This window comes from Mycobacterium scrofulaceum, from assembly GCF_002086735.1.
Taxonomy (GTDB): domain Bacteria; phylum Actinomycetota; class Actinomycetes; order Mycobacteriales; family Mycobacteriaceae; genus Mycobacterium; species Mycobacterium scrofulaceum.
This window is the reverse complement of the sequence record NZ_MVIJ01000054.1, coordinates 1-25,484: the sequence shown is the minus strand read 5'-3', so window position 1 is coordinate 25,484 and position 25,484 is coordinate 1. Positions and strand designations below refer to the sequence as shown.

At 71.8% G+C, this 25,484-nt stretch carries 20 protein-coding genes and 1 pseudogene; 9 read left to right on the top strand and 12 right to left on the bottom strand.

Annotated elements, in window-relative coordinates:
* Window positions 1-76: 76 nt before the first annotated feature.
* Window positions 77-481, top strand: coding sequence for a CBS domain-containing protein (locus tag BST44_RS24460; RefSeq protein WP_083179579.1), 405 nt, complete (start codon window positions 77-79; stop codon window positions 479-481).
* Here BST44_RS24460 and BST44_RS24455 read toward each other — a convergent pair.
* The 4 genes and pseudogenes from BST44_RS24455 to BST44_RS24445 form a co-directional block, all read right to left on the bottom strand.
* Window positions 460-3,159: a cation-translocating P-type ATPase gene (locus tag BST44_RS24455; protein ID WP_083179578.1), complete on the bottom strand. Its 2,700-nt coding sequence runs from the start codon at window positions 3,157-3,159 to the stop codon at window positions 460-462. The two genes, BST44_RS24460 and BST44_RS24455, sit on opposite strands and share 22 nt — an antisense overlap.
* A 17-nt stretch (window positions 3,160-3,176) precedes the next feature.
* The gene (locus BST44_RS31565) at window positions 3,177-3,392 is read right to left on the bottom strand and encodes a three-helix bundle dimerization domain-containing protein (RefSeq protein ID WP_369332978.1); all 216 of its coding nucleotides are present in this window, start codon (window positions 3,390-3,392) and stop codon (window positions 3,177-3,179) included.
* Window positions 3,393-3,509: 117 nt separating this feature from the next.
* A pseudogene (locus BST44_RS31560) lies at window positions 3,510-3,790 on the bottom strand (DUF5994 family protein); the annotation flags it as partial.
* Window positions 3,791-3,799: 9 nt separating this feature from the next.
* Window positions 3,800-8,155, bottom strand: coding sequence for a cation-translocating P-type ATPase (locus tag BST44_RS24445; RefSeq protein WP_341865323.1), 4,356 nt, complete (start codon window positions 8,153-8,155; stop codon window positions 3,800-3,802).
* A gap of 280 nt (window positions 8,156-8,435) precedes the next feature.
* On the opposite strand from BST44_RS24445, the gene phoU reads away from it, so the two are divergent.
* From phoU to mgtA, 3 genes are read left to right on the top strand one after another with little or no spacing between them, the layout of a single operon-like run.
* Window positions 8,436-9,101, top strand: a complete 666-nt coding sequence (gene phoU, locus BST44_RS24440; protein ID WP_083179576.1) for a phosphate signaling complex protein PhoU — start codon at window positions 8,436-8,438, stop codon at window positions 9,099-9,101.
* Window positions 9,102-9,136: 35 nt separating this feature from the next.
* Complete coding sequence (locus tag BST44_RS24435; RefSeq protein ID WP_083179575.1) at window positions 9,137-10,135, top strand: magnesium transporter CorA family protein; 999 nt, start codon at window positions 9,137-9,139, stop codon at window positions 10,133-10,135.
* Window positions 10,132-12,762 (top strand): magnesium-translocating P-type ATPase, encoded by a 2,631-nt coding sequence (gene mgtA / locus BST44_RS24430; RefSeq protein ID WP_083179574.1) that lies wholly within the window; start codon window positions 10,132-10,134, stop codon window positions 12,760-12,762. Before BST44_RS24435 ends, mgtA begins: the two co-directional genes overlap by 4 nt.
* A gap of 3 nt (window positions 12,763-12,765) precedes the next feature.
* On the opposite strand, the gene BST44_RS24425 is transcribed toward mgtA, so the two are convergent.
* Window positions 12,766-12,924 (bottom strand): hypothetical protein, encoded by a 159-nt coding sequence (locus BST44_RS24425; protein ID WP_244184931.1) that lies wholly within the window; start codon window positions 12,922-12,924, stop codon window positions 12,766-12,768.
* A gap of 136 nt (window positions 12,925-13,060) precedes the next feature.
* Window positions 13,061-13,411: a DUF732 domain-containing protein gene (locus BST44_RS24420; protein WP_083179572.1), complete on the bottom strand. Its 351-nt coding sequence runs from the start codon at window positions 13,409-13,411 to the stop codon at window positions 13,061-13,063.
* 161 nt (window positions 13,412-13,572) lie between these two features.
* On the opposite strand from BST44_RS24420, the gene BST44_RS24415 reads away from it, so the two are divergent.
* On the top strand, window positions 13,573-14,490 hold the full coding sequence (locus BST44_RS24415; protein ID WP_083179571.1) for a CE1 family esterase: 918 nt from the start codon (window positions 13,573-13,575) through the stop codon (window positions 14,488-14,490).
* A gap of 179 nt (window positions 14,491-14,669) precedes the next feature.
* Here BST44_RS24415 and nei2 read toward each other — a convergent pair whose 3' ends face one another.
* Genes nei2 through BST44_RS24400 form a run of 3 tightly spaced genes read right to left on the bottom strand, consistent with a single transcriptional unit; the run spans window position 14,670 to window position 20,780 of the window.
* Complete coding sequence (gene nei2, locus BST44_RS24410) at window positions 14,670-15,425, bottom strand: endonuclease VIII Nei2 (RefSeq protein ID WP_083179570.1); 756 nt, start codon at window positions 15,423-15,425, stop codon at window positions 14,670-14,672.
* Window positions 15,426-15,438: 13 nt separating this feature from the next.
* Window positions 15,439-20,070: an ATP-dependent helicase gene (locus BST44_RS24405; protein ID WP_083179569.1), complete on the bottom strand. Its 4,632-nt coding sequence runs from the start codon at window positions 20,068-20,070 to the stop codon at window positions 15,439-15,441.
* A 38-nt stretch (window positions 20,071-20,108) separates the two neighbouring features.
* Window positions 20,109-20,780 carry a TetR/AcrR family transcriptional regulator gene (locus tag BST44_RS24400; protein ID WP_083179568.1) on the bottom strand — a complete coding sequence of 224 codons (672 nt, stop codon included), beginning with the start codon at window positions 20,778-20,780 and terminating at the stop codon, window positions 20,109-20,111.
* A gap of 342 nt (window positions 20,781-21,122) precedes the next feature.
* On the opposite strand from BST44_RS24400, the gene BST44_RS24395 reads away from it, so the two are divergent.
* On the top strand, window positions 21,123-21,509 hold the full coding sequence (locus BST44_RS24395) for a hypothetical protein (RefSeq protein ID WP_083179567.1): 387 nt from the start codon (window positions 21,123-21,125) through the stop codon (window positions 21,507-21,509).
* Between the two features lie 93 nt (window positions 21,510-21,602).
* Window positions 21,603-21,914, top strand: coding sequence for a protein UsfY (gene usfY, locus BST44_RS24390; protein ID WP_083179566.1), 312 nt, complete (start codon window positions 21,603-21,605; stop codon window positions 21,912-21,914).
* Window positions 21,915-22,049: 135 nt separating this feature from the next.
* Here the strand turns inward: usfY and BST44_RS30510 are convergent, their stop codons facing one another.
* Window positions 22,050-22,199, bottom strand: a complete 150-nt coding sequence (locus BST44_RS30510; protein ID WP_167380251.1) for a hypothetical protein — start codon at window positions 22,197-22,199, stop codon at window positions 22,050-22,052.
* 107 nt (window positions 22,200-22,306) lie between these two features.
* Here BST44_RS30510 and BST44_RS24385 point away from each other — a divergent pair, with 107 nt between their 5' ends.
* A complete protein-coding gene (locus BST44_RS24385; protein ID WP_055405180.1) occupies window positions 22,307-22,744 on the top strand; it encodes an ATP-binding protein in 438 nt (145 codons plus the stop codon).
* Window positions 22,741-23,529: an RNA polymerase sigma factor SigF gene (locus BST44_RS24380; protein WP_083179565.1), complete on the top strand. Its 789-nt coding sequence runs from the start codon at window positions 22,741-22,743 to the stop codon at window positions 23,527-23,529. The genes BST44_RS24385 and BST44_RS24380 overlap by 4 nt, the downstream gene beginning before the upstream one ends.
* Here the strand turns inward: BST44_RS24380 and BST44_RS24375 are convergent.
* Window positions 23,500-23,922: an STAS domain-containing protein gene (locus tag BST44_RS24375; RefSeq protein WP_083179564.1), complete on the bottom strand. Its 423-nt coding sequence runs from the start codon at window positions 23,920-23,922 to the stop codon at window positions 23,500-23,502. The two genes, BST44_RS24380 and BST44_RS24375, sit on opposite strands and share 30 nt — an antisense overlap.
* 172 nt (window positions 23,923-24,094) lie before the next feature.
* Window positions 24,095-25,484, bottom strand: a 1,390-nt coding sequence (locus BST44_RS24370; RefSeq protein WP_142274679.1) for an ATP-binding protein, incomplete at its 5' end; no start/stop codon positions are given.

Sequence of the window (25,484 nt, the reverse complement as noted above, 5' to 3'; positions counted from 1 at the left end):
GGCTAGGGCCGGATGGACGCGGATTGAGGACTCAGGTCACTAGCAGGCGCCGCCGCCCGCTGGCGAGCATGGGGACGTGACTGAGACATCTTCCGCCGGTTCGCTCCCGATCTCGACCATCACCGGCGACCCGGTGGCCCGCGTCCCCGCCGACGCCACGATCGCCGACGCCGCCCGGGCGATGGTGACCTGCGACGTGGGGGCCATCGCGATCGGTGACGACCCGCGCCCGGCCGCACTGGTCAGCGAGCGCGACATCGTGCGGGCGGTCGCGGCGGGGCGGAACCTCGCCACCACCCCGGTCGTCGAACTGGCCAGCACCAAGCTGGTGTGGTGTGCCGCCGACGCCTCGGTCGACCAGGTCGCCGCCCGGATGATGGACCGCTACATCCGCCACGTGCTGGTGGAGCGCGACGGCGCGCTGGCCGGCATCGTCTCGGCCCGCGACCTGCTGGGCGTCTATACGGATTTCGATTCCTGAGGCCGCGACTGGTGGCCGCGTTGGTCGGTGGCCCAGCGGCGCAGGATGAGTTTGCGGATCTCGCTGACCCACAGGACCGTGCTGGCGACGGCGATGCACACCAGCCACTGGCTCACCGAAAGCGGCGTGGTGGTGAAGGCCGCGTTGAGGACGGGCAGCTGAACGACGGCCACCTGCAGCAGCGCCGATAGCCCGATCGCCGCCCACAACCACGGATTGGCGAAGAACCGGTGGAAAGCCGACCGCGTCTCCGAGCGGGCGTTGATCGTGTTGATCAGCTGCGCGATCACCAGCACGGTGAAGCCCGCGGTGCGGGCGGTGTCCACGGACGACGGCAACGGACCGTCGGGCGCGTACAGGTGGATCGTGACGAGCGTGGCCGCCGCGACGGTGGCGCCGATCACCACGATGTTGTTCCACATCCGCGCGTCGATGACGCGGTCCGACGCCGCGCGCGGTGGCCGGCTCATGACCTCTTCCGTCTGCGGATCCACGCCCAGCGCCAGCGCCGGCGCGCCGTCGGTCAGCAGGTTGATCCACAGGATCTGCGTGGCCAGCAGCGGCAGCGCGACCGTGTCGCCCTGCGACAGCCCGACCGCCCCGGCCAGCACGACGCCGAAGAAGACGGTGAAGATCTCGCCCATGTTGGAGGACAGCAGGTAGCGCAGTGACTTCTTGATGTTCGCGAAGATGCCGCGGCCCTCGCGGATGGCCTGGACGATGGTCGCGAAGTTGTCGTCGGCGAGGATCATGTTCGCCGCTTCCCTGGCGACTTCGGTGCCGCTGCGGCCCATGGCGATGCCGATGTCGGCGGACTTGAGCGCGGGCGCGTCGTTGATGCCCTCCCCGGTCACGGCGACGATCTCGTGGTCGGCGTGCAGCGCGTCGATGATGCGCTGTTTGCCCGCCGGGTCGATCTGGGTGTACTGCGAATGCCGGCGAACCGTTTCCCGGAGCTGCTCGTCGTCCAGGGCGGCGAGATCGGCGCCGGACACGGCCGACTCGGCGTCCTCGATGCCCAGCTGGCGGGCGACGCGCGCCGCCACCCGGGGGTGGTCGCCGGTGATCATCACGACCCGGACCCCGGCGCGGCGCGCCTCGGCGATCGCCGCCGCCGCCTCCGGCCGGGGCGGATCGGTGATCCCCACCATGCCCAGGTACACCAGGTCCCCGTCGGGCCGGTAGGCGACCGCCACGGCGTGCAGGGCGTCCAGCGCGAGCCGCTCCGCGTCGGCGCGGATCGCGGCCCGTGCCGACGCGTCGAGCGGGGCCAGCCCGTCACCGGCCCGCATGCCGGCGCAGCGGCCGAGCACCTCGTCGGGGTCGCCCGTCGTCGCGCCGGCCGGGTCCGGCGGCAGCCCGTCGCCCAGCTTGGCGCGGGCCACCAGGAAGGCCGCGCCGACGGGGTCACCCCGCACCGTCCACCGGCCGTCCCGCAGCTCGAGGGCGGCGTCACCCGCGGACGCGGCGCCGGCGGCGAGCACCAGCGCGGCCTGGCGCCACAGGTCCCCGCCCTCGTCCAGCGCGACCCCGCCGCGCTCGAGGCGACCCTCGGGCCGGTGCCCGGCGCCGGTGACCGTGACCCCGCCGAGGGGGGTGACGACGCGCACGATCGTCATCTCCCCGGTCGTCAGGGTGCCCGTCTTGCCCGAGCACACCACCGACGCCGAGCCCAGGGTCTCGGCGGAGGACAGCTCCTTGACGACGGCGTTCTGGCCGGCCATCCGCCGCATGCCCAGGGCGAGCACGACCGACATGATCGCCGGCAGGCCCTCGGGCACGGCCGCGACGGCCAGGGAGACGCCCAGCAGCACCGCCGTCACCGCGTCGTGGGCGCTGTGGATGCCGAAGACCCCGACGATGGTCGCGATGACCACGACCGCGATCACCAGCACGGCGATCCCCAGCAGCCGGCTGGCCCGGGACACCTCCCGCTGCAGGGGTGTCGGCTCGTGGTCGACGGTGCGCACCAGGCCGGCGATCTGCCCGGTCTGGGTCGCCATGCCGGTGGCGGTCACCACCGCCCGCCCGGCGCCCGTGGTGACCGCGGTGCCCTTGAACACCATGTCGGCCCGGTCGCCGAGCGCCGCCGACTCCGTCAGCGTCCGGGCGTCTTTGAGCACGGGTTCGCTGAGGCCGGTCAGCGCGGCCTCGGACACCTCCAGGCCCGCCGCCGAGAGCAGCCTGGCATCGGCCGCCACCGCGTCGCCCTCGCCGAGCAGCAGCACGTCGCCGGGCACCACCTCGCTCGCCGGGACGGTGCGGGGCGCCCCGTCGCGGACCACCGTCGCCGAGGTCGCGGCCATCCGCGCCAGCGCGCCGACCGCGCGCTCGGCGCGCGACTCCTGGGCGTAACCCAGGAGCGCGTTGAGCACCAGGATGACCGCGATCACCACCGCGTCGACGGGCCAGCCGTCGGCGCCCTCGACGACCCACACCGCCAGCGAGGCGATCAGCGCGGCCAGCAGCAGGTAGATCAGCGGGCTGCGGAACTGCGCCAGCAGCTTCCGCCAGGCCGGCGCCGGCGGAACCGTTGCGATGTCGTTGGTGCCCACCGCGACGAGCCGGCGCCCGGCTTCCGCCGCGGTCAACCCCGCCTGCGGGTCGGTGCGCAGTCGTTCGACGACGGCCGCGGCGTCCAGGAGCGCGGGGTCGGGGTCGAGCAGGGCGGCGTCCACCGGGCGCGCTCAACCGGTCAGTGCTGGCTGGCCGGCAGCGGCGACGCGGCTTGTCTGCGGGACTCCATCATCCGGTTGCGGACGATGTGCTCGACGAGGATCCGCACGAAGGTCTGCACGGGCGCGTCGACGAACTGCTCGGCGGCCTCCTCGGACCAGCGCTTGATCTGGGCGGTCCGCCGCTCGTCCTCGAGCCCCTCGTGCCGCGCCAGCTTGTCGGCGACGTCGGCCACGGACCGCGCCACCGTCGAACGGGCGTGCGACGGCGGCACGTCCTCGGCGGGCGCCCCGGCCCGCTCCAGCGCTCGACGGGCGGCCTCTTCGCCGGCGTCGGGGCGGATGACGTGCAGCGTGAGGTGGTGGCCGTCCGCGCCGATCAGGATGACGCTGGCCGGCTCGTCGCTGGTGAACGCCAGCAGTTCGACCGTGTGGCCGCCGATCTGCGCCAGCGGCGGGTGTCCTGCCAGCCGTTGCGGCGGTAGCCCACCATCACGACGGGACCGAGCCGTTCGGACACCGACGCCAGCAGGCCGGGCAGTTCGTCGACCAGGTTCGTGGTTCGCGGCCACCAGGCACCGTCGATGTGCTCCGAGACCGACCGGTAGGGCTTGAGCTGTAAGCGATTTTCCATATGCACGCCTCAATCGTGGTCGGCGCCGGCCGGGCCCGACAGGGTCGGCCGCACCGAACCGGTGTGACCTTGTGCCCTTTCCTCGTCGCCCGCCGGCTCGCCGCCGAGCCAGCGCCGCTGCACGGCCTGCGACGCGCGCGCCAGCAGGCCCGGCGCGACCGCCGACAGCGAGCTGGCCGCGGTCGCCGCCAGCAGGCCCTGGCCCCAGCCCAACGGGTCCAGCGGGGTGCACCCGAACAGCTGGCTGAGCCCCGGGGTGCTGATCACGACCGCGAGGGCGCCCAGCGAGCCGACCGACGTCACCACCACCAGCGGGGCGCGCGAGTCGACCAGGGTCTGGGTGAGTTGCGCACCGACCAGCGCGACCAGCGCGACGGTGGCGGCGCGGCGTGGTGGGCCGGTCACGCTGGCCATCGCCCAGCCCGCCGTGGCGCCGATGGTGGTCGCCGCACCGCGGATGCCGATCGCCCGCCACATCGCCGCCTCGTCGCGGTCGACGCCGGCGGTGCCGGTTTGGGGACTGACGGCCAACGCGGCGGCCGGCAGCGCGTCGGTCAGCATGTTGACCAGCAGCATCTGGCGGGCGTTGAGCACCGAACGCCCGGTGAGGATGGTGGTGATCAGCGCGAAGCACACCTCGCCGAGGTTGCCGCCCAGCAGCATCGACACGGCCGACTGCACGCGCCGCCACAGCTGCTCGCCCTCGTCGAGGGCGTCGAGCAGCGCCTCGATCCGTTCGTCCAGCAACACCACGTCGGCCGCCGTGCGGGCCGCGTCGCTGCCCCGCGCCGCCACGCCGATGCCCACGCTGGCCGCCCGGATCGCGGCGGCGTCGTTGACGCCGTCGCCGACCATGGCCGTCACCAGCCCGCTCCGCTCGAGGGTCTGCACCACGTCGATCTTGTGTTCCGGCGTCATCCGCGCGAAGACCACCCGCGACGCCGCCGCGGCGGCCCGGCCGTCGGCGGACAGCGCTTCCCAGTCGCTGCCGGTGATCACCTGGTCGGCGGTCACGTCGATGCCCAGCTCGCGGGCGATCACCGCCGCGGTCGCCGGGTGGTCGCCGGTGATCAGCCGGACGCCGATGCCGCGCTCCCCGAGTTCCCCGAGCACCGCGCCGGCCGCCGGCCGCGGGGTGTCGGCGAGCCCGAGCAACCCGATCGGGGTGAGCCCGGCGCCGCACAGGGCCTCCAACCGGTCGGGGTCCGCCGCCGCGGCCGCAGCCTGCTTCGCGCTGAGTCGCCGTTCGGCCACCGCCAGCACCCGCAATCCGTTGGCCGCCATCTCGTTCACCTGCCGGGTCAGCGAATCGCCGTCGTTCAGCAACGCCGACGCGAGCACCTCGGGGGAGCCCTTGATGGTCAGCCGGGTGCCGACGAGCGCGGCCGCGAACGGGCGGCCGGACTGGAACGGCAGGAACGCGTCGCGGGTCTCGCGCTCCCGCGGCGGCGCGCCGCCGCGCAGCGCGGGGTCGCCGGCGGCCTGGTGTATCGCGTCGTCGGTGGCGTGCTCGACGCGGTGGCTGTGCCGGGCGTAGCTGGTGCTCACGGCCGCGTCCAGCACCTGTCCCGGGGCGAAGCCCGCCATCGGGCGCACCGATTTGACCTTCAGCCGGTTCTCGCTGAGCGTGCCGGTCTTGTCGAAGCACACCACGTCGAGCCGGGCCAGCGCCTCCACCGAGTGCGGGTTGCGGATCAGCACGGATTCGCCGGTGAGCCGACGCGCGGCCGACAGCTGGGCGAGCGTAGCCACCAGCGGCAGGCCCTCCGGGATGGCGGCGACGATCAGCGTGACCGCGCTGGACACCGCCTCGCGCAATCCGGTGCCCCGGGCCACGCTGAGCAGCCCCACCAGGGCCCCGCTGGCCACGCTGAACGGCAACGCCCGGCGGGTGATGTGCCGCAGCTGCCGCTGCAGCCCGATCTCCTGCAGTTTGCGCGGGGCCATCGCCAGCGCCCGGCGCATCTCGGACCGCGACCCCACGGCGGTGACGACGGCCACCGCGGTGCCCGCGACCACCGTGGTGCCGGCGTAGAGCATGCAGGACCGCTCGGCCAGCGGGGCGCCCGGCGTGGGATCGGTCTGCTTGGCCACCGGCAGCGATTCGCCGGTCAGCGTCGACTCGTCGACCTCCACGTTCGACGCGTGCAGCAGCCGGGCGTCCGCGGGCACCACCTCGTCGGCGTGCACCTCGATGATGTCGCCCAGCCGCAGCCGCTTGGTCGGCACCTTCTCGCGGCGCTGCGCGTCCAGCGCGCCCACCCGCCGTCGCGCCGGCGGATCCTGGACGGCGAGGAGGCGGTTCAGGGTGCGCTCCGCGTGCAGCTGCTGCTCGGCCGACAGGGCGGCGTTGACCAGCAGCACGCTGCCCACCAGCACCGCGTCCAGCGGCGAGCCGAGCAGCGCGCTGGCCGCCGCGCCGGTCGCCAGCAACGGGGTGATGGGGTCGGCCAGGTCGCCGCGCATCTCGTCGAAGAAATCGCGGACCGCCCCCCACGACTTCACGCTCGTGTCGTGCAGCGCGCGCAGCGGCGGGGGCTGCTGCCACCACGCGGCCGCCTCCTCGCGCTCCTCGCCGGTGGGGCGGGGCAGCAGCCGCTGCACCTCGGTGACCGGCAGCGCATGCCAGTCGTGCGCGGTTTCGGGCTCCGGCAGGGGATCGCGCAGCGTCTTCAGCGCCGCCCGGTAGCCGAACCACAGGCTGGCCGCCATGCCGACGTTGACCGACGCCGAACTGCGCCCGGGCACACCGGGAATCAGCATCAGCGCGCCGATCGCCGAGGCCGAGGCGGACAACCGGACGGCGCTGTCGGTGGCGGCGCGCGCGGCGGGCAGCGCGTGCAAGACCCGCCAGGCGCCGGTCAGGTCGTTGGCGATCACGTCGGCGGCCCACGGCGGGGAGTGCCCGGGCCGCAGCACCCCGATCGTCACGTCGGACCGGTGCGCCGCCCGCATGCCCGAGGTGGTCAACAGCGCCACCGTTTTTCCGGCGGCCTTCAGTTCGGCGACGGCCGCCGCCACCGCGTGGTCGACCGACCCGTCGGCGGGGTACAGCTGATCGAAACCCTGTGCCAGGGAACGCAATCCGTCGTCATCGAGGGAATAGACGCGCGGCTGTGACCGCCGCGCCTCGGTGAGCACCGCCGCCGCCAACGGATCGCGGACCGGGCTGATCAGCGCCTCGCCGACGCTGCCGGCGCCGGGGATGTCGGCCAGCGGGTGCCAGCCCGGTTTCAGGCCGTCGCCGTCCAGGGCGGCGCGCACCGCCTCCCAGGCGTGGGCGCGCGCCGAGTTCTCCACGCCCAGCACGCGGCTGACCGTCAATTCGTCGGTGTACAGCGCCCGCGGGTCGATCATGATCGCGTCGACCCGGTCGAGTGTCCGCAGCACGCGGGGGCGCAGCACCAGCGCGTCGTGGCGGGCGGCGAGGCCCCGATTCATCGTGCAGCCGAACGCTTCCCGTACCGTGCGCAGCGGTTTGGGGACGGCGGCCAGCGCGGCGGCGCCCGCCGCGTCGGGGTTGCGGGTGAGCAGGCCGACCGCCGCGGCGGCGCCGATGCCGGCCGCGCCGGCGCGGTTGGCGTAGCGCTCCGCGGGCCCGTCCGGCGGGGCCGGGTTGCCGACGGGTGCCGCGGTCGCATCGTCGGGCGCGGGGCCGCCGGCCCAGCCGGGTTCGTGCCGGTTCCACGCCAGCCTGCCGTTCCACGCCTCGGCCGCCAGCATGGTGCGGGTGGCGGCCTCGGCGGCCGCCGCCGTCGGCGACAACGTCAAGGCGGCGGTGGCCGCGTTGACGATGCCGAACAACACGTCGGTGCCCTCGGGGCCGAGGCGGCGCTCGAGTTCCCGGCGCACCCGCGGCAGGTGGTCGGCCACCGTCGGCGGCACCGCCACCAGGTCGGGCAGCCGGGGCAGCCGCAGCAGGCTGCCGGTCAGCGAAAGTCCAAAGCCCACAGAGGCCGCCGTGGCCGCGACCATCCGGCCCATCAGCAACGCGTCGTCGCCCGGCAGGCTGGCCGGCAGGTGCCGGTGCGCGCCGCCTCGGTCCCGGCGTTCGGCGCCGGCGACGACGCGGCACAGCTCGGCGGCCGAGGGCCCGTCGTCGTCCACGGTCACCACCACCCGCGCCAGGGTGCGGTTGAGGTGGGCCTGCCGGACGCCGGGCATCGCGCGGACGCCGGCGAGCGCGTCGGAGGCGATCGCCGAGCCGTGTTCGCCGTCCAGGCCGCGCACCTCGATCCAGCGCCGCGCGCCGTTACTGCTGGCGCGCCGGGCCGGTGGGCCGCCCACCGCCTCGAGCACCGCACCCGCCGCGGCGCGGGTCAGCGCCGGAACATCCGGCGTCGCCCGCGCCAGCGACCTGCCCATGGTCACCGCGACGTGGCCGCCCAACAGGGCGGTGCCGGCGGCGATCTCGGTGCCCACGACGGCGACGCGCAGCGGCGCCGTCAGCAAGCCCAAGCCGGGCAGGCCGCGTCGTGTGCTCACCGTGTTCTCCCGGCTCAGCTAATGTCCGAGTGCCCTCGGCTCCGCAAGGGTGACAGCGGCAGCTTAACGGCCGGTGACGCGCACGGGAAAAGTCATTCAGGCCCTTTTCGTGGGGCTTTCGTCCCTTGTGAAAAACGGTCGCATTGGCCACCGTTGCGCTATGCGAACCGCTTACCACCATCAGCTGGACGAGTTGAGCGTCCAGCTCGGCGAGATGTGCGGCATGGCCAACGACGCCATGAGGCGCGCCACCGACGCCCTGTTGGAGGCCGACCTCGACGCCGCCGAACAGGTCATCCGCGAGCACGACCGCATGGTGGCGATGCGGGCGCGGGCGGAGCGGGAGGCGTTCGACCTGCTGGCGCTGCAACAACCGGTGGCCGGCGAGCTGCGGGTGGTGTTCAGCACCATCCAGCTCATCGCCGACATCGAACGCATGGGCGCATTGGCCGTGCACGTCGCCAAGATCGCCCGCCGCGAGCATCCGGACCGGGTACTGCCCGACAGGGTCCGCGCGAGTTTCGCCGACATGGCCAGGGTGGCAATCGGCTTGGGGGACAGCGCAAGACAGGTGCTCATTTCCCGCGACCCGCAGCAGGCCGCCCGGCTTCGCGAACAAGACGACGCGATGGACGAGCTCTACCGGCGGTTGTTCAGCGTGCTGCTGGACAAGGACTGGACGGACAACATCCCCGCGGCCGTGGACGCGGCGTTGCTGGGCCGCTTCTACGAGCGCTTCGCCGACCATGCCGTGGAAGTCGGCCGCCGGGTCATCTTCATCGTCAGCGGCGACCTGCCCGCGCCCGACGAGATCACCACCTACTGACGGGCGTTGGCAGCGCCGGCTGAGAGGATGACCTCGTGCAGGTCGCGCCCAACATTCACGGTCGCCTGTGGCGCCACGGTAAGCCGCAGGACGACTTCGTGTTCGGCGAGGTCTCGGAGTACCTGCGCGAGCCCGACGCCCTGGTCTGGGTGGATGTGTGCGAGCCGGACCATGACGCGTTGTGCGGCCTGGCGAGCGAACTCGGCCTCAACACCTGGGCCGTCGAAGACGCCGTGGCCGCCGCCGAGCGGGTCAAGGCCACCGCGTACGACACGCACACGTTCTTCACCGTCTACGCCGTCCACGTCGAGGCCGAGGGCGGCGACCAACCGCGCCGGCTGCTGTCGATGCAGCGGATTTCGGCCTTCGTCCTGCCCCGCGGGTTGATCACCGTGCGCCTGACGGCGGATTTCGACATCGCGCAGCTCACGCGGCGCTGGGAGGAGATCGGGGCCCAGCAGTACGGCGTCGGCGCCCTGGTGCACGGGTTGCTCGACGTCGTGGTGGACAGCCACTTCGCCGCGGTGGAGGCGCTGGACGACTGCGTCGAGGCCATCGAGGACGAGCTGTTCGACGGCACGCCGCGCCAGGCGAGCTTTCAGCGCAGGACATTCCAGATGAGGCGAGACCTGGTGGCGCTGCGGCGGGTGGCGCTGCCGATGCGGGAGGTGGTCAACTCGATCCAGCACCACCGGCGCGAGGTCGGCACCGCCCCCGAGCTCGACCCGCTCTACGCCGACCTGTACGACCACGTGCTGCGCGTGTCGGAGTGGACGGAGTCGTTGCGCGACATGGTCACAACGATCTTCGAGACGAACCTGTCGCTGCAGGACGCCCGGCTCAACACGATCATGAAGAAGCTGACCGGGTGGGCGGCCATCATCGCGGTCCCCACCGCCATCACGGGCTTCTACGGCCAGAACGTCCCCTACCCGGGCTTCGGCCACCTCGCCGGGTTCATCGCCAGCACCAGCCTGATATTCGTCCTGATGGTCGTCATCTACGCGATGTTCAAGCGGCGCGACTGGCTATGACCACCGAAACGCGACCGGACTCGGCGGCCACCACCACAAAGCGGGTCGCCGCCGCTTCCGTCGACGAGGTGCTGCGCTGGCTGGACAGCACGGCCGCCGGGTTGTCGGCCGCGGAGGCCGCGGCCCGGCTGGCGCGCTACGGGCCCAACGCGGTGCGGACCCATCGCGTCAATGTCCTTGCGGTGCTGGGTCGCCAGCTGCGCAACGCCGTGCTCATCCTGCTGGCCGGCACCGCGATCGTCTCGTACTTTTTGGGCGACAGCATGCAGGCGGTCATCATCTTCATCATCCTGGCGGCCAGCATCGGCCTGGGTTTCGTCAACGAGTACCGCGCCGAACGGGCCGCCGCCGACCTGCATGCCAGCGTGCACCACAACGCCGTGGTGCGCCGCGACGGGAAGTTCGTCTCGCTCGCCGTCACCGCGCTGGTGCCGGGCGATGTGATCCGCCTGTCGCTGGGGGAGGCGGTGCCGGCCGACGTCCGGCTGATCGACGTCAACGGTCTGGAATGCAACGAGAGCATCCTGACCGGGGAATCGACCGGATCGGAGAAAACGCCGGAACCCGTGCCACCCGGAACCGACGTGGCCGACGCGACCGACCTGGCCTTCATGGGCACCATCGTCAGCGCCGGCGAGGGCACCGGGGTGGTGTACGCCACCGGAAAGGACGCCGAATTCGGGCGCATCGCAGCGGGTTTGGACGAACGTCAGCCCGAAACCGGCTTTCAGATCGGGCTGCGCCGGTTCTCCTACCTGCTGCTGCAGGTCGCCATCGCGCTGATGGTGATCATCTTGATCAGCAACCTGCTGCTGGCGAAGCCGATCATCGACTCGGTGCTGTTCTCGCTGGCGATCGCGGTCGGCATCACACCGCAACTGCTGCCCGCCGTCGTCAGCACCGGCCTGGCCACCGGGTCGCGCCAGCTGGCCAAGGCGAAGGTGCTAGTGAAGCGGTTGGTGTGCATCGAAGACCTCGGCGACATCGACATCCTGATCACCGACAAGACCGGGACCCTGACCGAAGGCCGGATCCGCCTGGTGGACACGGTCGACCCCACCGGTGCGCACAGCGACGCGGTCCGCCGGCTCGGGCTGCTGGCCACCGATGTGGACCCGGAAACCGGTGGGGCGAGCGCCAATTCGCTCGACGCCGCGCTCTGGGAGTCCGCGCCGGCGCACGAACCGGCCGGCGGTGCCGTGCGCAGGGTCGCGATGCTGCCGTTCGACCACGAACGCCGGGCGACCTCGGCACTGGTCGACGACGGCGGAAACCGGGTGCTGGTGGTCAAAGGCGCACCCGAACAGGTGCTGGCGCAGTGCCGGACCGTCGCACCCGAGACCGACGAGGTGCTTGCGGCGCTGTTCGCGCAGGGGCGCCGGGTGGTGGCCGTGGCCGCCAGGCCGGCGCCGGCGCTGACGACCCTCACCAGGGCGGACGAACGCGACCTGTCGCTGGCGGGGTTCCTGGTGTTCGCCGACGAACCGAAATCCGCCGCGCGGCAATCGCTGGCCGAACTGGCCGAGCTGGGCATCGAGCTGAAGATCGCCACCGGCGACAACCCCCAGGTCGCCGAAAAGGTCTGCGCCGACCTGGGTTTGGCGTCCAAGGGCACCATCACCGGTGCCGGGCTCGACGGGCTGGGCGACGAAGCGTTCGCCGGGGTCGCGCAGGACCACACCATCTTCGCGCGCATCTCCCCGGAGCAGAAGGCGCGGCTGATCACCGCGCTGCGGCGCACGGGGCGGTCGGTCGGCTTCCTGGGCGACGGTGTCAACGACGCCCTCGCCCTGCACGCCGCCGACGTGGGGATCTCGGTCGACAGCGCCACTGACGTGGCCAAGGACGCCGCCGACGTGGTGCTGCTGGAAAAGGACCTCGGGGTGCTGGCCACCGGGGTGGCCGAGGGACGGCGCATCTTCGCCAACACCATCAAGTACGTCCTGATGGGCACGTCGAGCAACTTCGGCAACATGTTCAGCGCCGCGGCCGCGTCGGCGCTGTTGCCGTTCCTGCCGATGCTGCCCAGCCAGATCCTGCTGAACAACCTGCTCTACGATTCCTCGCAGCTGGCCATCCCCACCGACCGGGTCGACGCGGCGCAGCTGCAGGCGCCCTCGCATTGGGACGTCGCGTTCATCCGCCGGTTCATGTTGATCTTCGGCCCGATCAGTTCGCTGTTCGACTTCTTGACCTTCGGCTTGATGCTGGGCGTGCTGCACGCCGGCGCCGTCGAGTTCCGCACCGGGTGGTTCGTGGAGTCGCTGGCGACGCAGACGCTGATCATCTTCGTCATTCGCACCCGGATGGTCCCGTTCTTTCGCAGCCGCCCCAGCGCGTTGCTGGCCGTCACCAGTCTCACCGTGGTCGCCGTCGGTGCCGGGCTGACGATTTCGCCGCTGGCCCGCACCCTGGGCTTCACGCCGCTGCCGTGGCAGTTCTTCGCCGTGCTGGGCGCCTTCGTCGCGTGCTACCTGGTTCTGGTCGAGCTGGGCAAGCTGCTCTTCTACAGCGAGCCGACGCGCCCCGTCGGGCGGCCGCACCGCACCCGGGGAAGCGCGTACCGCATCCGGCGACGCGCCGCGCGCTACCACTACATCGAGCGGCGGATGCGGAAGCGGAACTGAGCCCTAGTGTGCGACTTCGATGCCCGGCAGATCCGAAAGGCCTTGCTGGATTCCCCGGTCGACCTTGTCCATCAGCGTCGTGCTGCCCGCCGGAGCCGTCTCCTGGCAGCTGCAGCTGAGGGTGTTATAGGGGCTTGGGTCGGCGTTGGCCGTTGCTGTCATCCAACCAGCAGCGCCGAGAGTGAGTGCAACGCCGACCAAACGTTTAGGAATCATTTGGCCTTCGAGTTCTCGAGATAGGTTCGTCTCCAATTCTACCCGTGCGCTTGTCACGAACCTGTCAACTGGTTGTTAACTTTCAGCCCTGACCGCCGTACTTCGGGCAGTACGCCCGGATGCTCACGCCGACGAAATAACCGGCGTGGTAGCCGTCGAGGTGGCTGTTGGTCATGACGTCGTTCGCCACCTGTTGCGGTGCGATCCCCGAATCGAGTTGCGCGCACACCAGGTGACCCGACCGGATGGCGGTCTCCGGCGATTCGTAGTTGATGCCCTTGGCCGTCAGCGCCGCGAGGAAGGCGTCGTCGGTGGCGGTGGCGTGGGCGGCCGGGGTCGTCCCCGGCACACCGAGCAACCCAGCCGCCGGCACAACGCCGACAGCCGACAGCAACAGCAGCAGGCTGGGGTTGCGAATCTGGGTCCTCGTCATTTCTGATACTCCCGTGACATCGAAGTGCCGTTGCTCGCTGACAGCGGGGGCTGCCCGAATATTCGCACGCTGCGACGTCGCACGGTGCAGGATCAATGATATTGCGATCATCGCCACACCCGGGTTTGCTCAGGCGCCGGCCCCGTCGGTGTACTGACGGAATGCCATACGTGCGTTGGTTGTCGCTGGCCGTTGTGGTGGCGTGCTTGGTCGGTTGTGGTGTGAGGCATGTGTCGGCGGCCAGCGCTCGGGATGCTTCCGGAACGTTTCGTTCCGGCGGCATTGACCGAACTTACCTGTTGCACGTGCCGCCGGGTAGCCCGGTCGGGCTGGTGCTGAGCCTGCACGGCGGCGGCGGCACCGGGAACGCGCAGCGCGGGCTGACCGGTTTCGACGCCGTCGCCGACGCCCACAACCTGCTGGTCGTCTATCCCGACGGGTACGACAAGAGCTGGGCCGACGGGCGCGGGGCGTCGCCGGCGGACCGCAGGCACATCGACGACGTCGGCTTCCTGGTGGGGCTGGTGGGCAAACTGCAGGACGACTACGGCATCGCCCCGGGACACGTCTTCGTCACCGGCATGTCGAACGGGGGCTTCATGTCCAACCGGCTGGCGTGTGATCGGGCCGACGTGTTCGCCGCGGTCGCGCCCGTGGCGGGCACCTTGGGCGTGGGCGTGGGGTGTAACCCGTCGCGGCCGGTCTCGGTCTGGGAGGCCCACGGCACGGCCGACCCGTTGGTGCCGTTCAACGGCGGGGACGTGCGCGGGCGGGGCGGGGTCAGCCACGCCATCTCCGCCAACAGCATGGTGGACCGGTGGCGTTCGGCCGACGGCTGCCAGGGCGATCCGGCGGTCGACGCGCTGCCCAATGTCGGCGACGGCACGGTCGTGCACCGCTTCGACTCCACGGCGTGCGCGTCGTCCACCGAGGTGACGTTCTACCGGATCGACAGTGGTGGCCACACGTGGCCGGGCGGCAGGCAGTACCTGCCCAAGGCGATCATCGGGCCCACCACCCGCGCGCTCGACGGGTCGGAGGCGATCGCGCAGTTCTTCCTGGCGCACGCCCGGGACTAGTGGCGATCGCGAGCGCGGCGGGGCCGGGCGCTGCGGGTCGCCGCCGTGGGGCTAGTGGCGATCGCGAGCGCGGCGGGGCCGGGCGCTGCGGGTCGCCGCCGTGGGGCTGGTGGCGATCGCGAGCGCGGCGGGGCCGGGCGCTGCGGGTCGCCGCCGTGGGGCTGGTGGCCAGGCGCGCGTCAGCGTTGGCAGGACGGGCACCAGTAGGTGACCCGTTCCCCGGAGCCGTCGTAGTCGATGCGGGTGCCGCAGCGACGGCAGCCCTGGCCGGCCCGCCCGTAGACCCACAGCTGCCGCCCCGTCCGGGTGTCGCCGGTGGTGCAGCGGTTCCACCGGAACCGGTTCAGCCACAGCATGTCCCGTGCGCGGGAGACCAGCCGATGCGGGTCAGCCACCGCGCTGACCGGCGCGGTGGGCAGGTGCCCGCTGAGGAAACACAGCTCGTTCGCGTACACGTTGCCGATCCCGGCCAGCACCCGCTGATCCAGCAGCGTCTCGGCGAGGGGCCGGTCCGGGTGCGCGGCCAGGTTGGCGGCGGCCAGGCCGGCGTCCCAGTCCTCGCCGAGCAGGTCGGGCCCCAGGTGCGCGACCGCGTCCGCGTCGCGGTCGCGCTCCAGGATCTCCAGGACGCCCAGGTCCACGCCGACGGCGCACACGGCGCCGGCTTCCAGGACGATCCGCGCGCGGTGGTCGACCCGGACCGGCCGGTCGCCCACCCGCCAGCTGCCGTCCATCTTCAGATGCGAGTGGATGCTCGCCGGGCCCACCCGGATGAACAGGTGCTTGCCGCGGCTGAGCACCTCGTCGACCGCCTCGCCGGTGAGGTCGACGGTCGCGTAGCGCGGGACGCGGACGTCGCAGCGCGTCAGGGTGCGACCCACCAGGTGCTGGCGCAGCAGGGCCGCGGTGTGCCAGACGGTGTCTCCCTCGGGCATGGCTACCGCAGCCTCACCGCAGCCGAAGCCCGCGCGGGGTGCGGGCGAACCCCGCTTCGGCCAGCGCCTCAGCGGCCGGGTTGGGCCCGCCGGCCTGGGGTTGTAGCGCCGGGACCCCGTCGATGCGCTCGACCAGGATCGCCGCCACCCGCCGGGAGCCCACCAGGTCGGCCAGCGCCGCGCCCGCCGCGCCATGGGCGGCGGGGTCGCCGGTGAAGGTGAGCAGGGACCGCCCGCCGCGTTCGAGGAACCAGGCCAGGTGGCCGTCCACCAGAACGACGAGCGCGCCGGCCTTGCGGCCCGGCCGGGCGCCCTCGGCGCTCGAGGCGGGCCACGGCAACGCGGCGCCGTAGGGGTTCGCCGGGTCGGCGGCGGCCAGCACGACGGCCCGGTATTCCGGTCGCTCGGGGTCGATTCCTTCGCTGTAGCTGCGCAGCCGGTCCACGGTCGACGCGACGGCGAACTGCGCCCCGCCCAGCGACTCGACGAAATAGCCGCGCTGGCACCGGCCGGCTTCCTCGAAGGTGCTCAACACCTTGTAGAGCGTGGCGAACCCGCCGGTGACGCCCTCGGTGGCCACCGCCCCGCGGGTCAGCACGCCGTGCCGGCCCAGCAGCAGCTCCGCCTGATAGTGCGCGCGCATCGTGGAGTCGGGCTCGGCGGCCGGCAGCGCCGACCATCGCCCCGCCACCGTCGGGTCGGCGGGGCGCGTCTGCGCGTGCGCGACGCTGTACCGGCTCAGCCGCGGGGGCCGGTGCGACCGGTGCGCCGGGACCGAGCGCCTGCGGCCGCCCGCGGCGCCGAGCACGGCGCGCACCGGGGCGAACGTGTCACCGGAGACCCAGCCGGCCCAAATCAATTCCCAGAGCGCGGTTTTCAGTTCCGCGTCGGGGATTCCGCCCTGGGCGAGCTGGCGGAAAAAGTAGGCGCCCCCGCCGGTCAGCGTGTCCAGGATCGCCCGGTGGGCGTCGGTGAAGTCGATCTCGGCGGGCTCGGCGAGGGTCAACGGCGCGGATTCGCCGACGTGCAGCGCGACCCAGCCGTCGCTGGCCGAGATCGGCCCGGCGCCTTGCCACGTGACCTCACCGCTGGCCAGCAGCTCGTCGAGCATGGCGGGGGCGTAGTCGCGCACCCGGGGGCCCAGCACCAGCGGTTCGACCGCCGAGGCCGGCAGCCGGACGCCGGCCAGCTGGTCGACCACCGACATCAGGCCTTCCAGCCCCGAATGGTTCGGCGAACCGGGACCGGTCACCCCGTGCCAGGCCGGCAGGAACCGGCCGTACGCGGCCGTGCTCACCGGCTCGACCTGTGCCCGCAGCGCGGCGAGCGACCGCCGCCGCAGCACGCGCAACACGTCGGCGTCGCACCACTGTTCGCTCCCGGCCCCGCCGGAGAACTCGGTGGCGGCGACGAAGTCGCCGCGCACCAGCCGGCCTTGAGAACCGGAGGGGTCGGCCAGCCGGCTCAACACGTCGGCCGTGACCCGCAGCCCCAGCCCGAACCGGCCGGCGGCCTCCGCGGTGGTGAACGGGGTGTGGGTGCGGGCGTAGCGGCCCAGCAGCTCGCCCAGCGGGTCGGCCACCGCCTCGGTGAAGGCGGCGGGCACGCCCAGCGGGACCGGCGCGCCGACCCCGTCACGCAGCCGGCCGATGTCCTCGATGGCCACCCACCAGTTGCGGCCGGCGAACGAGACGGGCAGGGCCCGCCGCGCCGCGAGCAGGCCCTCGAGCCAGCCGCCCACCTCGGCGCCGCCGGACCGGGCGGCGATCTCCTCCTCGGTCATCGGACCCAGCAGCCGCAGCAGGTCCGCGACGCCTTCGGCGTCGCGTGCGGCCCGGTCCTCCGCCAGGTGCTGCAACTGGCGGCCGGTCGCGGCGATGACGTCGGGGTCGAGCAATTCACGCAGCTCTACGCGGCCCAGCAGCTCGGCCAGCAGCGTGCTGTCCAGCGACAGCGCCGCGGCGCGGCGCTCGGCCAGCGGGGTGTCGCCCTCGTACATGAACGCGCCGACGTAACCGAACAGCAGCGACGCCGCAAAGGGGGACGGCCGCGCCGTCTCCGCCTCGAGGACCCGCACCTTGCGCTGCGCGATGCCGGCCATCAGCGCCGTAAGGGCGGGGACGTCGTACACGTCCTGTAGGCACTCGCGGACGGTCTCCAGCACCACCGGGAAGTCGGGGTACTTGCGGGCCACGTCCAGCAGTTGGGCGGCCCGCTGGCGCTGTTGCCACAGCGGCGATCGCTTGCCCGGGTGCCGGCGGGGCAGCAGCAGCGCCCGGGCCGCGCATTCCCGGAACCGCGACGCGAACAGCGCCGAACCGCCCACCTCGGCGGTGACGACGGGGTCGATCTCTTCGGCGTCGAAGACGAAAAGATCGGCGCCGGGCGGGGTTTCGCCGGTGTCGGAAAGCATGTCCGGCAGCCGCACCACGATGCCGTCGTCGGAGGCGGTCGGCTTCTCGTCCAGGCCGTAGCGTTCGCGCAGCCGGCGACCCACCGCCAGCGCCAGCGGGCCGTTCACCCGCAGCCCGTACGGCGAGTGCAGGATCACCCGCCAGTCGCCCAGCTCGTCGCGGAACCGCTCGACCAGCAGGGTGGTGTCCGTGGGCACCACCCCCGCCGCGGCCCGTTGCTCGTCCAGCAGCGCCCACATGTTGTCGGTCGCGTAGGCGTCGAAACCCAAAGCGGCGCACCGGGCGTTGAAGTCCTCGCGGCCAAGCCCGGCCAGCTCGCCGGTGAACGCGCCGAGCGCGGCGCCCAGCTCGGCCGGGCGCCCGGCGTCGTCGCCGCGCCAGAACGGCAGCCTGGCCGGCTGCCCGGGCGCCGGGATCACCAGCACCCGGTCGTGGGTGATCTCGGTGATCCGCCAGCTGGTGGCGCCCAGCGAGATCACGTCGCCGGGCCGCGACTCGTACACCATCTCCTCGTCCAGTTCGCCGACCCGCGAAGGCTTTTCCGACTCGCTGGCCAGGTAGACGGTGAACATGCCGCGGTCCGGGATGGCGCCGCCGGAGGTGACGGCCAGCCGTTGCGCGCCGGGCCGGGCGGTCAGCGTCCCGGTGTCGCGGTCGTAGACCAGCCGGGGACGCAGCTCGGCGAACTCGGTGGACGGGTACTTGCCCGACAACAGGTCGAGGGTCGCCTCGTACACGCTGCGCGGCAGCGTCGCGAAGGGCGCGCTGCGGCGCACCGTGTCGAACCACCGGTCGGCGTCCAGCGGCTCCAGCGCCGCGGCCGCCACCGTCTGCTGCGCCAGGATGTCCAGCGGGTTGGCCGGCACCCGCATCGTCTCGATCTCGCCGGAGAGCATCCGCTGCACGGTCACCGCGCAGCCGATCAGGTCGGTGCGGTGCTTGGGGAACAGCACCCCCCGGGACACCTCGCCGACCTGGTGGCCGGCCCGCCCGATGCGCTGCAGGCCGCTCGCCACCGACGGCGGCGCCTCCACCTGGATGACCAGGTCGACGGCGCCCATGTCGATGCCCAGCTCCAGGCTCGACGTCGCCACCACCGCCTTGAGCAGCCCGCGCTTGAGGTCCTCTTCGACCAGGGCGCGCTGCTCCTTGCTGACCGAGCCGTGATGCGCGCGCGCCAACTGGGGGCACGTCCCGCTTGCGGGGGACGGTTCGGCGCCGTAGGTCTGGCCGCTGCCCATGATGTGCGCGGGCGCCCCACCCGCCACCTTCGGGTTGGTCTCGCTCGGCAGGCCCACCCCTAAGCGTTCGGCGTGGATCTCGTTGAGCCGCGCGGTGAGCCGCTCGGCCAGCCGCCGCGAATTGGCGAACACGATGGTCGAATTGTGCGCTTCGATCAGGTCGACCAGCCGCGCCTCGACGTGGGGCCAGATGCTGGGGGTACCACCCGCTTGCGAGGGAGTGTTCGCCAGGTTGGCCATGTCGGGCACCGGCACCTGGACCGACAGCTCGACGGTCTTGGCCGCCCGCGGCGCCACCACCCTTGTCCGGCTCGTCGGGCCCGCCCCGGACAGAAACCGGGCCAGCTCCTCGGGCGGGCGCACCGTCGCCGACAACCCGACGCGCTGCGCGGGCGGCCCCTCGCGCAGCTGTTGCGACAAATCCTGGAGCCGCTCCAGCGACAGCGCCAGGTGGGCACCGCGCTTGCCCGCGGCGATGGCGTGGATCTCGTCGACGATCACCGTCTGCACACCGGCCAGGGTTTCCCGCGCCGCGGAGGTGAGCATCAGGAACAGCGACTCCGGGGTGGTGATCAGCACGTCGGGCGGCCGCGCGATCAGCTGGCGGCGTTCGGCGGGCGGGGTGTCACCGGAGCGGACGCCGACGCTGATGGCGGGCGGCGGCAGGCCGCGCCGCTCGGCGATGCGGGTGAGGCCCGCCAGCGGGGTGCGCAGGTTGCGCTCGACGTCCACCGCGAGCGCCTTGAGCGGGGACACGTAGAGCACGCTGGTGCCGGCCGGCCGGTCGGCCGATCCGGCGAGGGAATCAAGTGCCCACAGGAAGGCCGCGAGCGTCTTGCCGGATCCGGTCGGCGCGACCACCAACGTGTCGTCGCCGTCGGCGATGGCGTCCCAGGCCTGGGCCTGCGCGGTGGTCGGCCCGGCGAACGTGCTGGTGAACCATTCGCGCGTGGTCGCGCTGAACCGGCTCAACGGGTCGGGGGTGGTCACCCCACCATGGTGCCAAGGCGCACCGACAACGGCGCGGGCTAGCGCGGTTGGATGCGGGCGGTCGCCATCGCGTGGGACAGTTCCTCGGGTATCTGCGGCACCCGGGCGATGGCGTCGAACAGCGAGTGCGCGCACGCGTCGGCGAGGCGGTCGGCGTTGATCGTCGGATCGATGATGCGCTGGCGGCACAGCTCGAAGGTGAACGCCAGCCAGCCGTGGCAGATCACCCGGAGGTCCCGCTCGACGTCCGCCTCCAGCTTGGCCCCCGCGATGTCGGCGACGAGGTCGTGGATGCGGCTCATGATGTGCTCGAGCTGGCGGTTCTTGGCTTCGTCGTCGACGCCCAGCAGGACCGGGTCGGACCGGCCCAGCCCGACGTAGGCGGCCCACGCGGCCTCAGGATTCTGCTCGTGGTAGGCCATGTACGCCATGACCCCCATCCGCACCTCTTCGTACATGGTCAGGCCGGTGGCGTCGTCCATGTTGGTGGTCTCGTAGAGCCGGTCGGCCTCGTCCTTGACCACCGCGGCGAAGAAGGCCCGCTTGTCGGGGAAGTAGTGATACATCAGCGCCCGGGACACCCCGGCACGCTCGGCGATCTCGTCGATCCGGACCTCGTCGTAGGGTCGCTTTCCGAAGACTTCCGCCCCCAAAGCGAGCAGCTCAGCGCGTCGATCCTCGGGGGACAACCGCCTTCGGCCTGTCGGCATGTCAGAGATAGTACTCATCGGTTCTGAGACACCGACCACATTGTGTCTTTTCGGACCGCACGCCCCGTGCCAGCGGGAATCGCCGAACCCGCGACGGCGCCGCCACGCCCGGGGGGATCGTGCGGCGACGGGCGCCGCGCGGGGCGCCGGGCCGCGGCCGGCCCGGGCGGTGGCAGTTTATAGAGTTTGCCGGCGGGTATATCTCCGGTGCGCGTATTCCGCTAGTGCCAGCGCGGTTGCGGCGTCCGGTCGTCGGATCACAGGTCATCGCGCGGTAACCATTGCGACGCAGCAAACGATGAATAGGACGTTGGCTACCCGGGGGACATTAAGGGGCACCCGATGCACAAAGCGGATGAGCGATCCGGTGGTGGTGATCGCTTGGGACAGGAAGACGGCGAAGTGCGCGCCGCCATCCGGTTCGCGGTGGCGGCCGCGGCCGCGGCGGTCGGCTTCGTGGTGATGGCCGCGCTATGGGTGAGCACCTGCCCGAGCAACGGCGTCGACACCGTCGCCTGCGGCGCACCGCAGCGGACGTTGCTGGCGCTCGGGGGTCCGCTGATCCTGCTCGCGGCGGGCCTGTGGGCGTTTCTGCGCACCTATCGGGTGTGGAAGGCGCAGGGCACCTGGTGGGGATGGCACGGGGCGGGCTGGTTCCTGTTCACCCTGATGGTGCTGACCGGGGCCCTGGGCGTGGCCCCGATCGCCGGCCCGGCGCTGACCCTCTGATCGGCTCTCGCCAAACCCGCCCGGGCGATCTACCGTTGATGGTGCAACCCGTATTGAGCTGCGCATGAGTCAAGTTCTCCATGAGGAGCAGCCATGGGAGACACCTTTCATGACCCCGTCGACCATCTGAGGACCACGCGGCCACTCGCCGGCGAATCGTTGATCGACGTGTTGCACTGGCCCGGGTATCTGCTGGTGGTCGCCGGCGTCGTCGGGGCGTGCGGAAGCCTGGCGGCGTTCGGTAGCGGCCATCACAACGAGGGCATGACCGCGGGCGTGCTGGCGGTCATCGCCGCGGTGCTCGGACTGGTCTGGGTCGCGTTGGAACACTGGCGGATCCGCAGGATCGCGGAGCGCTGGTACGCCGAACACCCGGAGGTCCACCGGCAGTGGCCGGCCAGCTAGCCGGGTGTGCGGGGCGGCCCGCCTAGGGCGCCCTCACTTTATTTGCCGCGAAGCCACCGCGGGGGGTTACCGGCCCTGTCGAGTGGGTATCAGGTGTGCACCATGATGAGTGCCGGAAAGGTTCCGTCTGCGTGGTCACCCCATCATGGGGGCCAGGATCACGAAGACACCGACATAGATGCCTACAACGAGAACGACCAACACGACGAGCGCGATCCCGGCGATCAACGCCACGCGCTTGAGCCGTCGCGTCCGAACCGCTTCGGAGGTCTCCGGCCCGTCCATGTGGGGCCGAGTACCCGGCGGCAACCATGACTAATCGGCTCGAACGTACGGTCCACGGCGGTCTGCGGGGCAGTAGTAGTGTCAGTCAAAATTTGCCGGGAGACCAGATGAACGATGCGGGATTGCGCACCAACAAGCGTCAGCGCGGCCATCGCGCCGTCGAATTGCACGTCGCGGCGCGGCTGGAGAACCTCGCGATGCTGCGGACGCTGGTCGGTGCGATCGGCACCTTCGAGGACTTGGACTTCGACGCCGTGGCGGACCTGCGGCTCGCGGTCGACGAAGTGTGCACCCGGCTGATCCGCTGCGCCACGCCAGACGCGACCCTGGTCGTGGTGGTGGACCCGCAGGACGACCAGCTGGTGGTGGAGGCGTCCGCGGCGTGCGACACCCACGACGTGGTCGCGCCGGGCAGCTTCAGCTGGCACGTGCTGACCTCGTTGGCCGACGACGTCCAGACCTTCCACGACGGTCGCGAACCCAACCAAACCGGCAGCGTCTTCGGTATCACGCTGACGGCGCGACGGGCGGCCTCCAGCAGGTGACACCACCAGCTGCCGGCGGTTCGGTCTCGCGCCCGAACGAATACGCCGATGTCCCGGAAATGTTCCGTGAGCTGGCGACCGTGGACGCCGGCTCGATGGAGTTTCAGCGTCAACGGGACAAGATCGTGGAGCGTTGCCTGCCTCTGGCCGACCACATCGCCCGCCGGTTCGAGGGCCGCGGCGAGCCGCGCGACGACCTCGTCCAGGTGGCGCGGGTGGGACTGGTCAACGCGGTCGTGCGGTTCGACGTGGACGCCGGCTCCGACTTCGTGTCGTTCGCGGTCCCGACGATCATGGGCGAGGTCCGCCGCCACTTCCGCGACAACAGTTGGTCGGTCAAGGTACCGCGGCGCCTCAAGGAATTGCATCTGCGTCTGGGAACCGCCACCGCGGACCTGTCGCAACGGCTCGGACGGGCGCCCACCGCAACCGAACTCGCCGCCGAACTCGGCATGGACCGCGAGGAGGTCGTCGAGGGCCTGGTCGCGGGCAGCTCGTACAACACGCTGTCCATCGACAGCGGTGGCGGCAGCGAGGAGGACGAAGCCCGCGCCATCGCCGACACCCTGGGCGACGTGGACACCGGCCTGGACCGCATCGAGGACCAGGAGTCGCTGCGCCCGCTGCTCGAGGCGCTCCCCGAGCGGGAACGAACGGTGTTGGTGCTCAGGTTCTTCGAATCGATGACGCAGACGCAGATCGCCGAACGGGTCGGCATCTCGCAGATGCACGTCTCCCGGCTGCTGGCGAAGTCGCTAACGCGGCTGCGCGACCAGCTGCAGTAGAACTTCGCCGCCGGCCCGCAGCGGCTCCAGCAGCGGCTCGGCCATGGGCGTCGTCACCGGCAGGGTGCCGTCGGGGTCGCAGATGCGCAGCAACCGCGCCACCGCCGGGCTCGGCGCCATCGCCCAGTACGCCTGGGCGCCGGAGCAGACGACATTGATGCGATGCAGTGCCGAAAATCCGGCCGTGCCAATGAATTTCAGGCCTCGCAGGTCCAGGATCACGCGCCGCGAGCGATCGACGACGTGCCGGACGTACGCCGCGAGCTGATCGGCATTGGCGGCGTCGAGTTCACCGTCCACCGTGATCAGGGTCCCCGACGGGTCCCAGCGCGCGGTGAACTGCGCCGCGCGGCTTTGCTGCCAAGATTGGGCCACAGGCATTACTGACTCCATCCGTCGAGCAGGATGCTGCGGAAACGTCAGGCGGGGATGAACGGGAATGCAGGGAGCTCATAGCTTTCCGCGCCCTTGACGTGATCCGGACGGCTGTGAACTCAACCTGACCCGAACGCTACCCGCGCCGGACCCGGTCGACAACTGTTTCCCAGGAATATTGTCCGGCCGGTTATTTGATTTCGGCGAGCACCGTGCCCTGGGTGATGGCGGCGCCGGCCTCGACCGCAAGGCCGGTGATGACACCGTCCTTGTGCGCGGTGACCGGGTTCTCCATCTTCATCGCCTCGAGGACCACGACCAGGTCGCCGGCGGCGACTTCCTGTCCCTCCTCGACCGCGACCTTGACCACGGTGCCCTGCATCGGGGCGGTCACCGCGTCACCGGAGGCGGCGGCACCCGCGTGCGCGCCGCGCTTGCGCGGCTTGGGCTTCTTGCGGATGACGCCGGCCGGGTCGGCGGCGGAACCGTTGGACAGGGCCAGGTCGCCGGGCAGCGACACCTCGAGCCGGCGCCCGCCGACCTCCACGACCACCGTCTGGCGCGGCCGGGTGTCCTCCTCGTCGAGGGGCTCACCGCCGGTGAACGGCTCGATGGTGTTGTTCCACTCGGTCTCGATCCAGCGGGTGTGCACCGAGAAGCTTTCGCCGTCGCCGATGAAGGCGGGGTCGGACACCACGGCGCGGTGGAACGGGATGACGGTGGCCAGCCCCTCGACGTGAAATTCAGCAAGAGCGCGGCGGGCGCGTCGTAATGCCTCTTCACGGGTGGCGCCGTACACGATCAGCTTGGCCAGCATCGAGTCGAACTGCCCGCCGATCACCGAACCGGCTTCGACGCCCGAGTCCAGCCGGACGCCGGGGCCGCTGGGAGTGTCGTACCGGGTGACGGGGCCGGGGGCCGGCAGGAAGCCGCGGCCGGCGTCCTCGCCGTTGATCCGGAACTCGATGGCGTGGCCGCGCGGCGTGGGATCCTCGGTGAGGTCCAGCTTTTCGCCGTTGGCGATCTTGAACTGCTGCAGCACCAGGTCGATGCCCGCGGTCTCCTCGGTGACCGGGTGCTCGACCTGCAGCCGGGTGTTGACCTCCAGGAACGAGATCAGGCCGTCCTGGCCCACCAGGTACTCGACGGTCCCGGCGCCGTAGTAGTGCGCCTCCTTGCAGATGCGCTTGGCCGACTCGTGGATCTCCTTGCGCTGCGCGTCGGTGAGGAACGGCGCGGGCGCCTCCTCCACCAGCTTCTGGAAGCGGCGCTGCAGGGAGCAGTCGCGGGTGCCGGCCACGATGACGTTGCCGTGCTGGTCGGCGATCACCTGCGCCTCGACGTGGCGGGGCTTGTCCAGGTAGCGCTCGACGAAGCACTCGCCGCGGCCGAAGGCGGCGACGGCCTCGCGCACCGCCGACTCGTACAGGTGGGGGATCTCCTCGATGGTGCGCGCCACCTTCATGCCGCGGCCACCGCCGCCGAAGGCCGCCTTGATGGCGATCGGCACGCCGTACTCCTCGGCGAAGGCCACCACCTCGTCGGCGTCCTTGACGGGGTCGGGGGTGCCGGGGACCAGG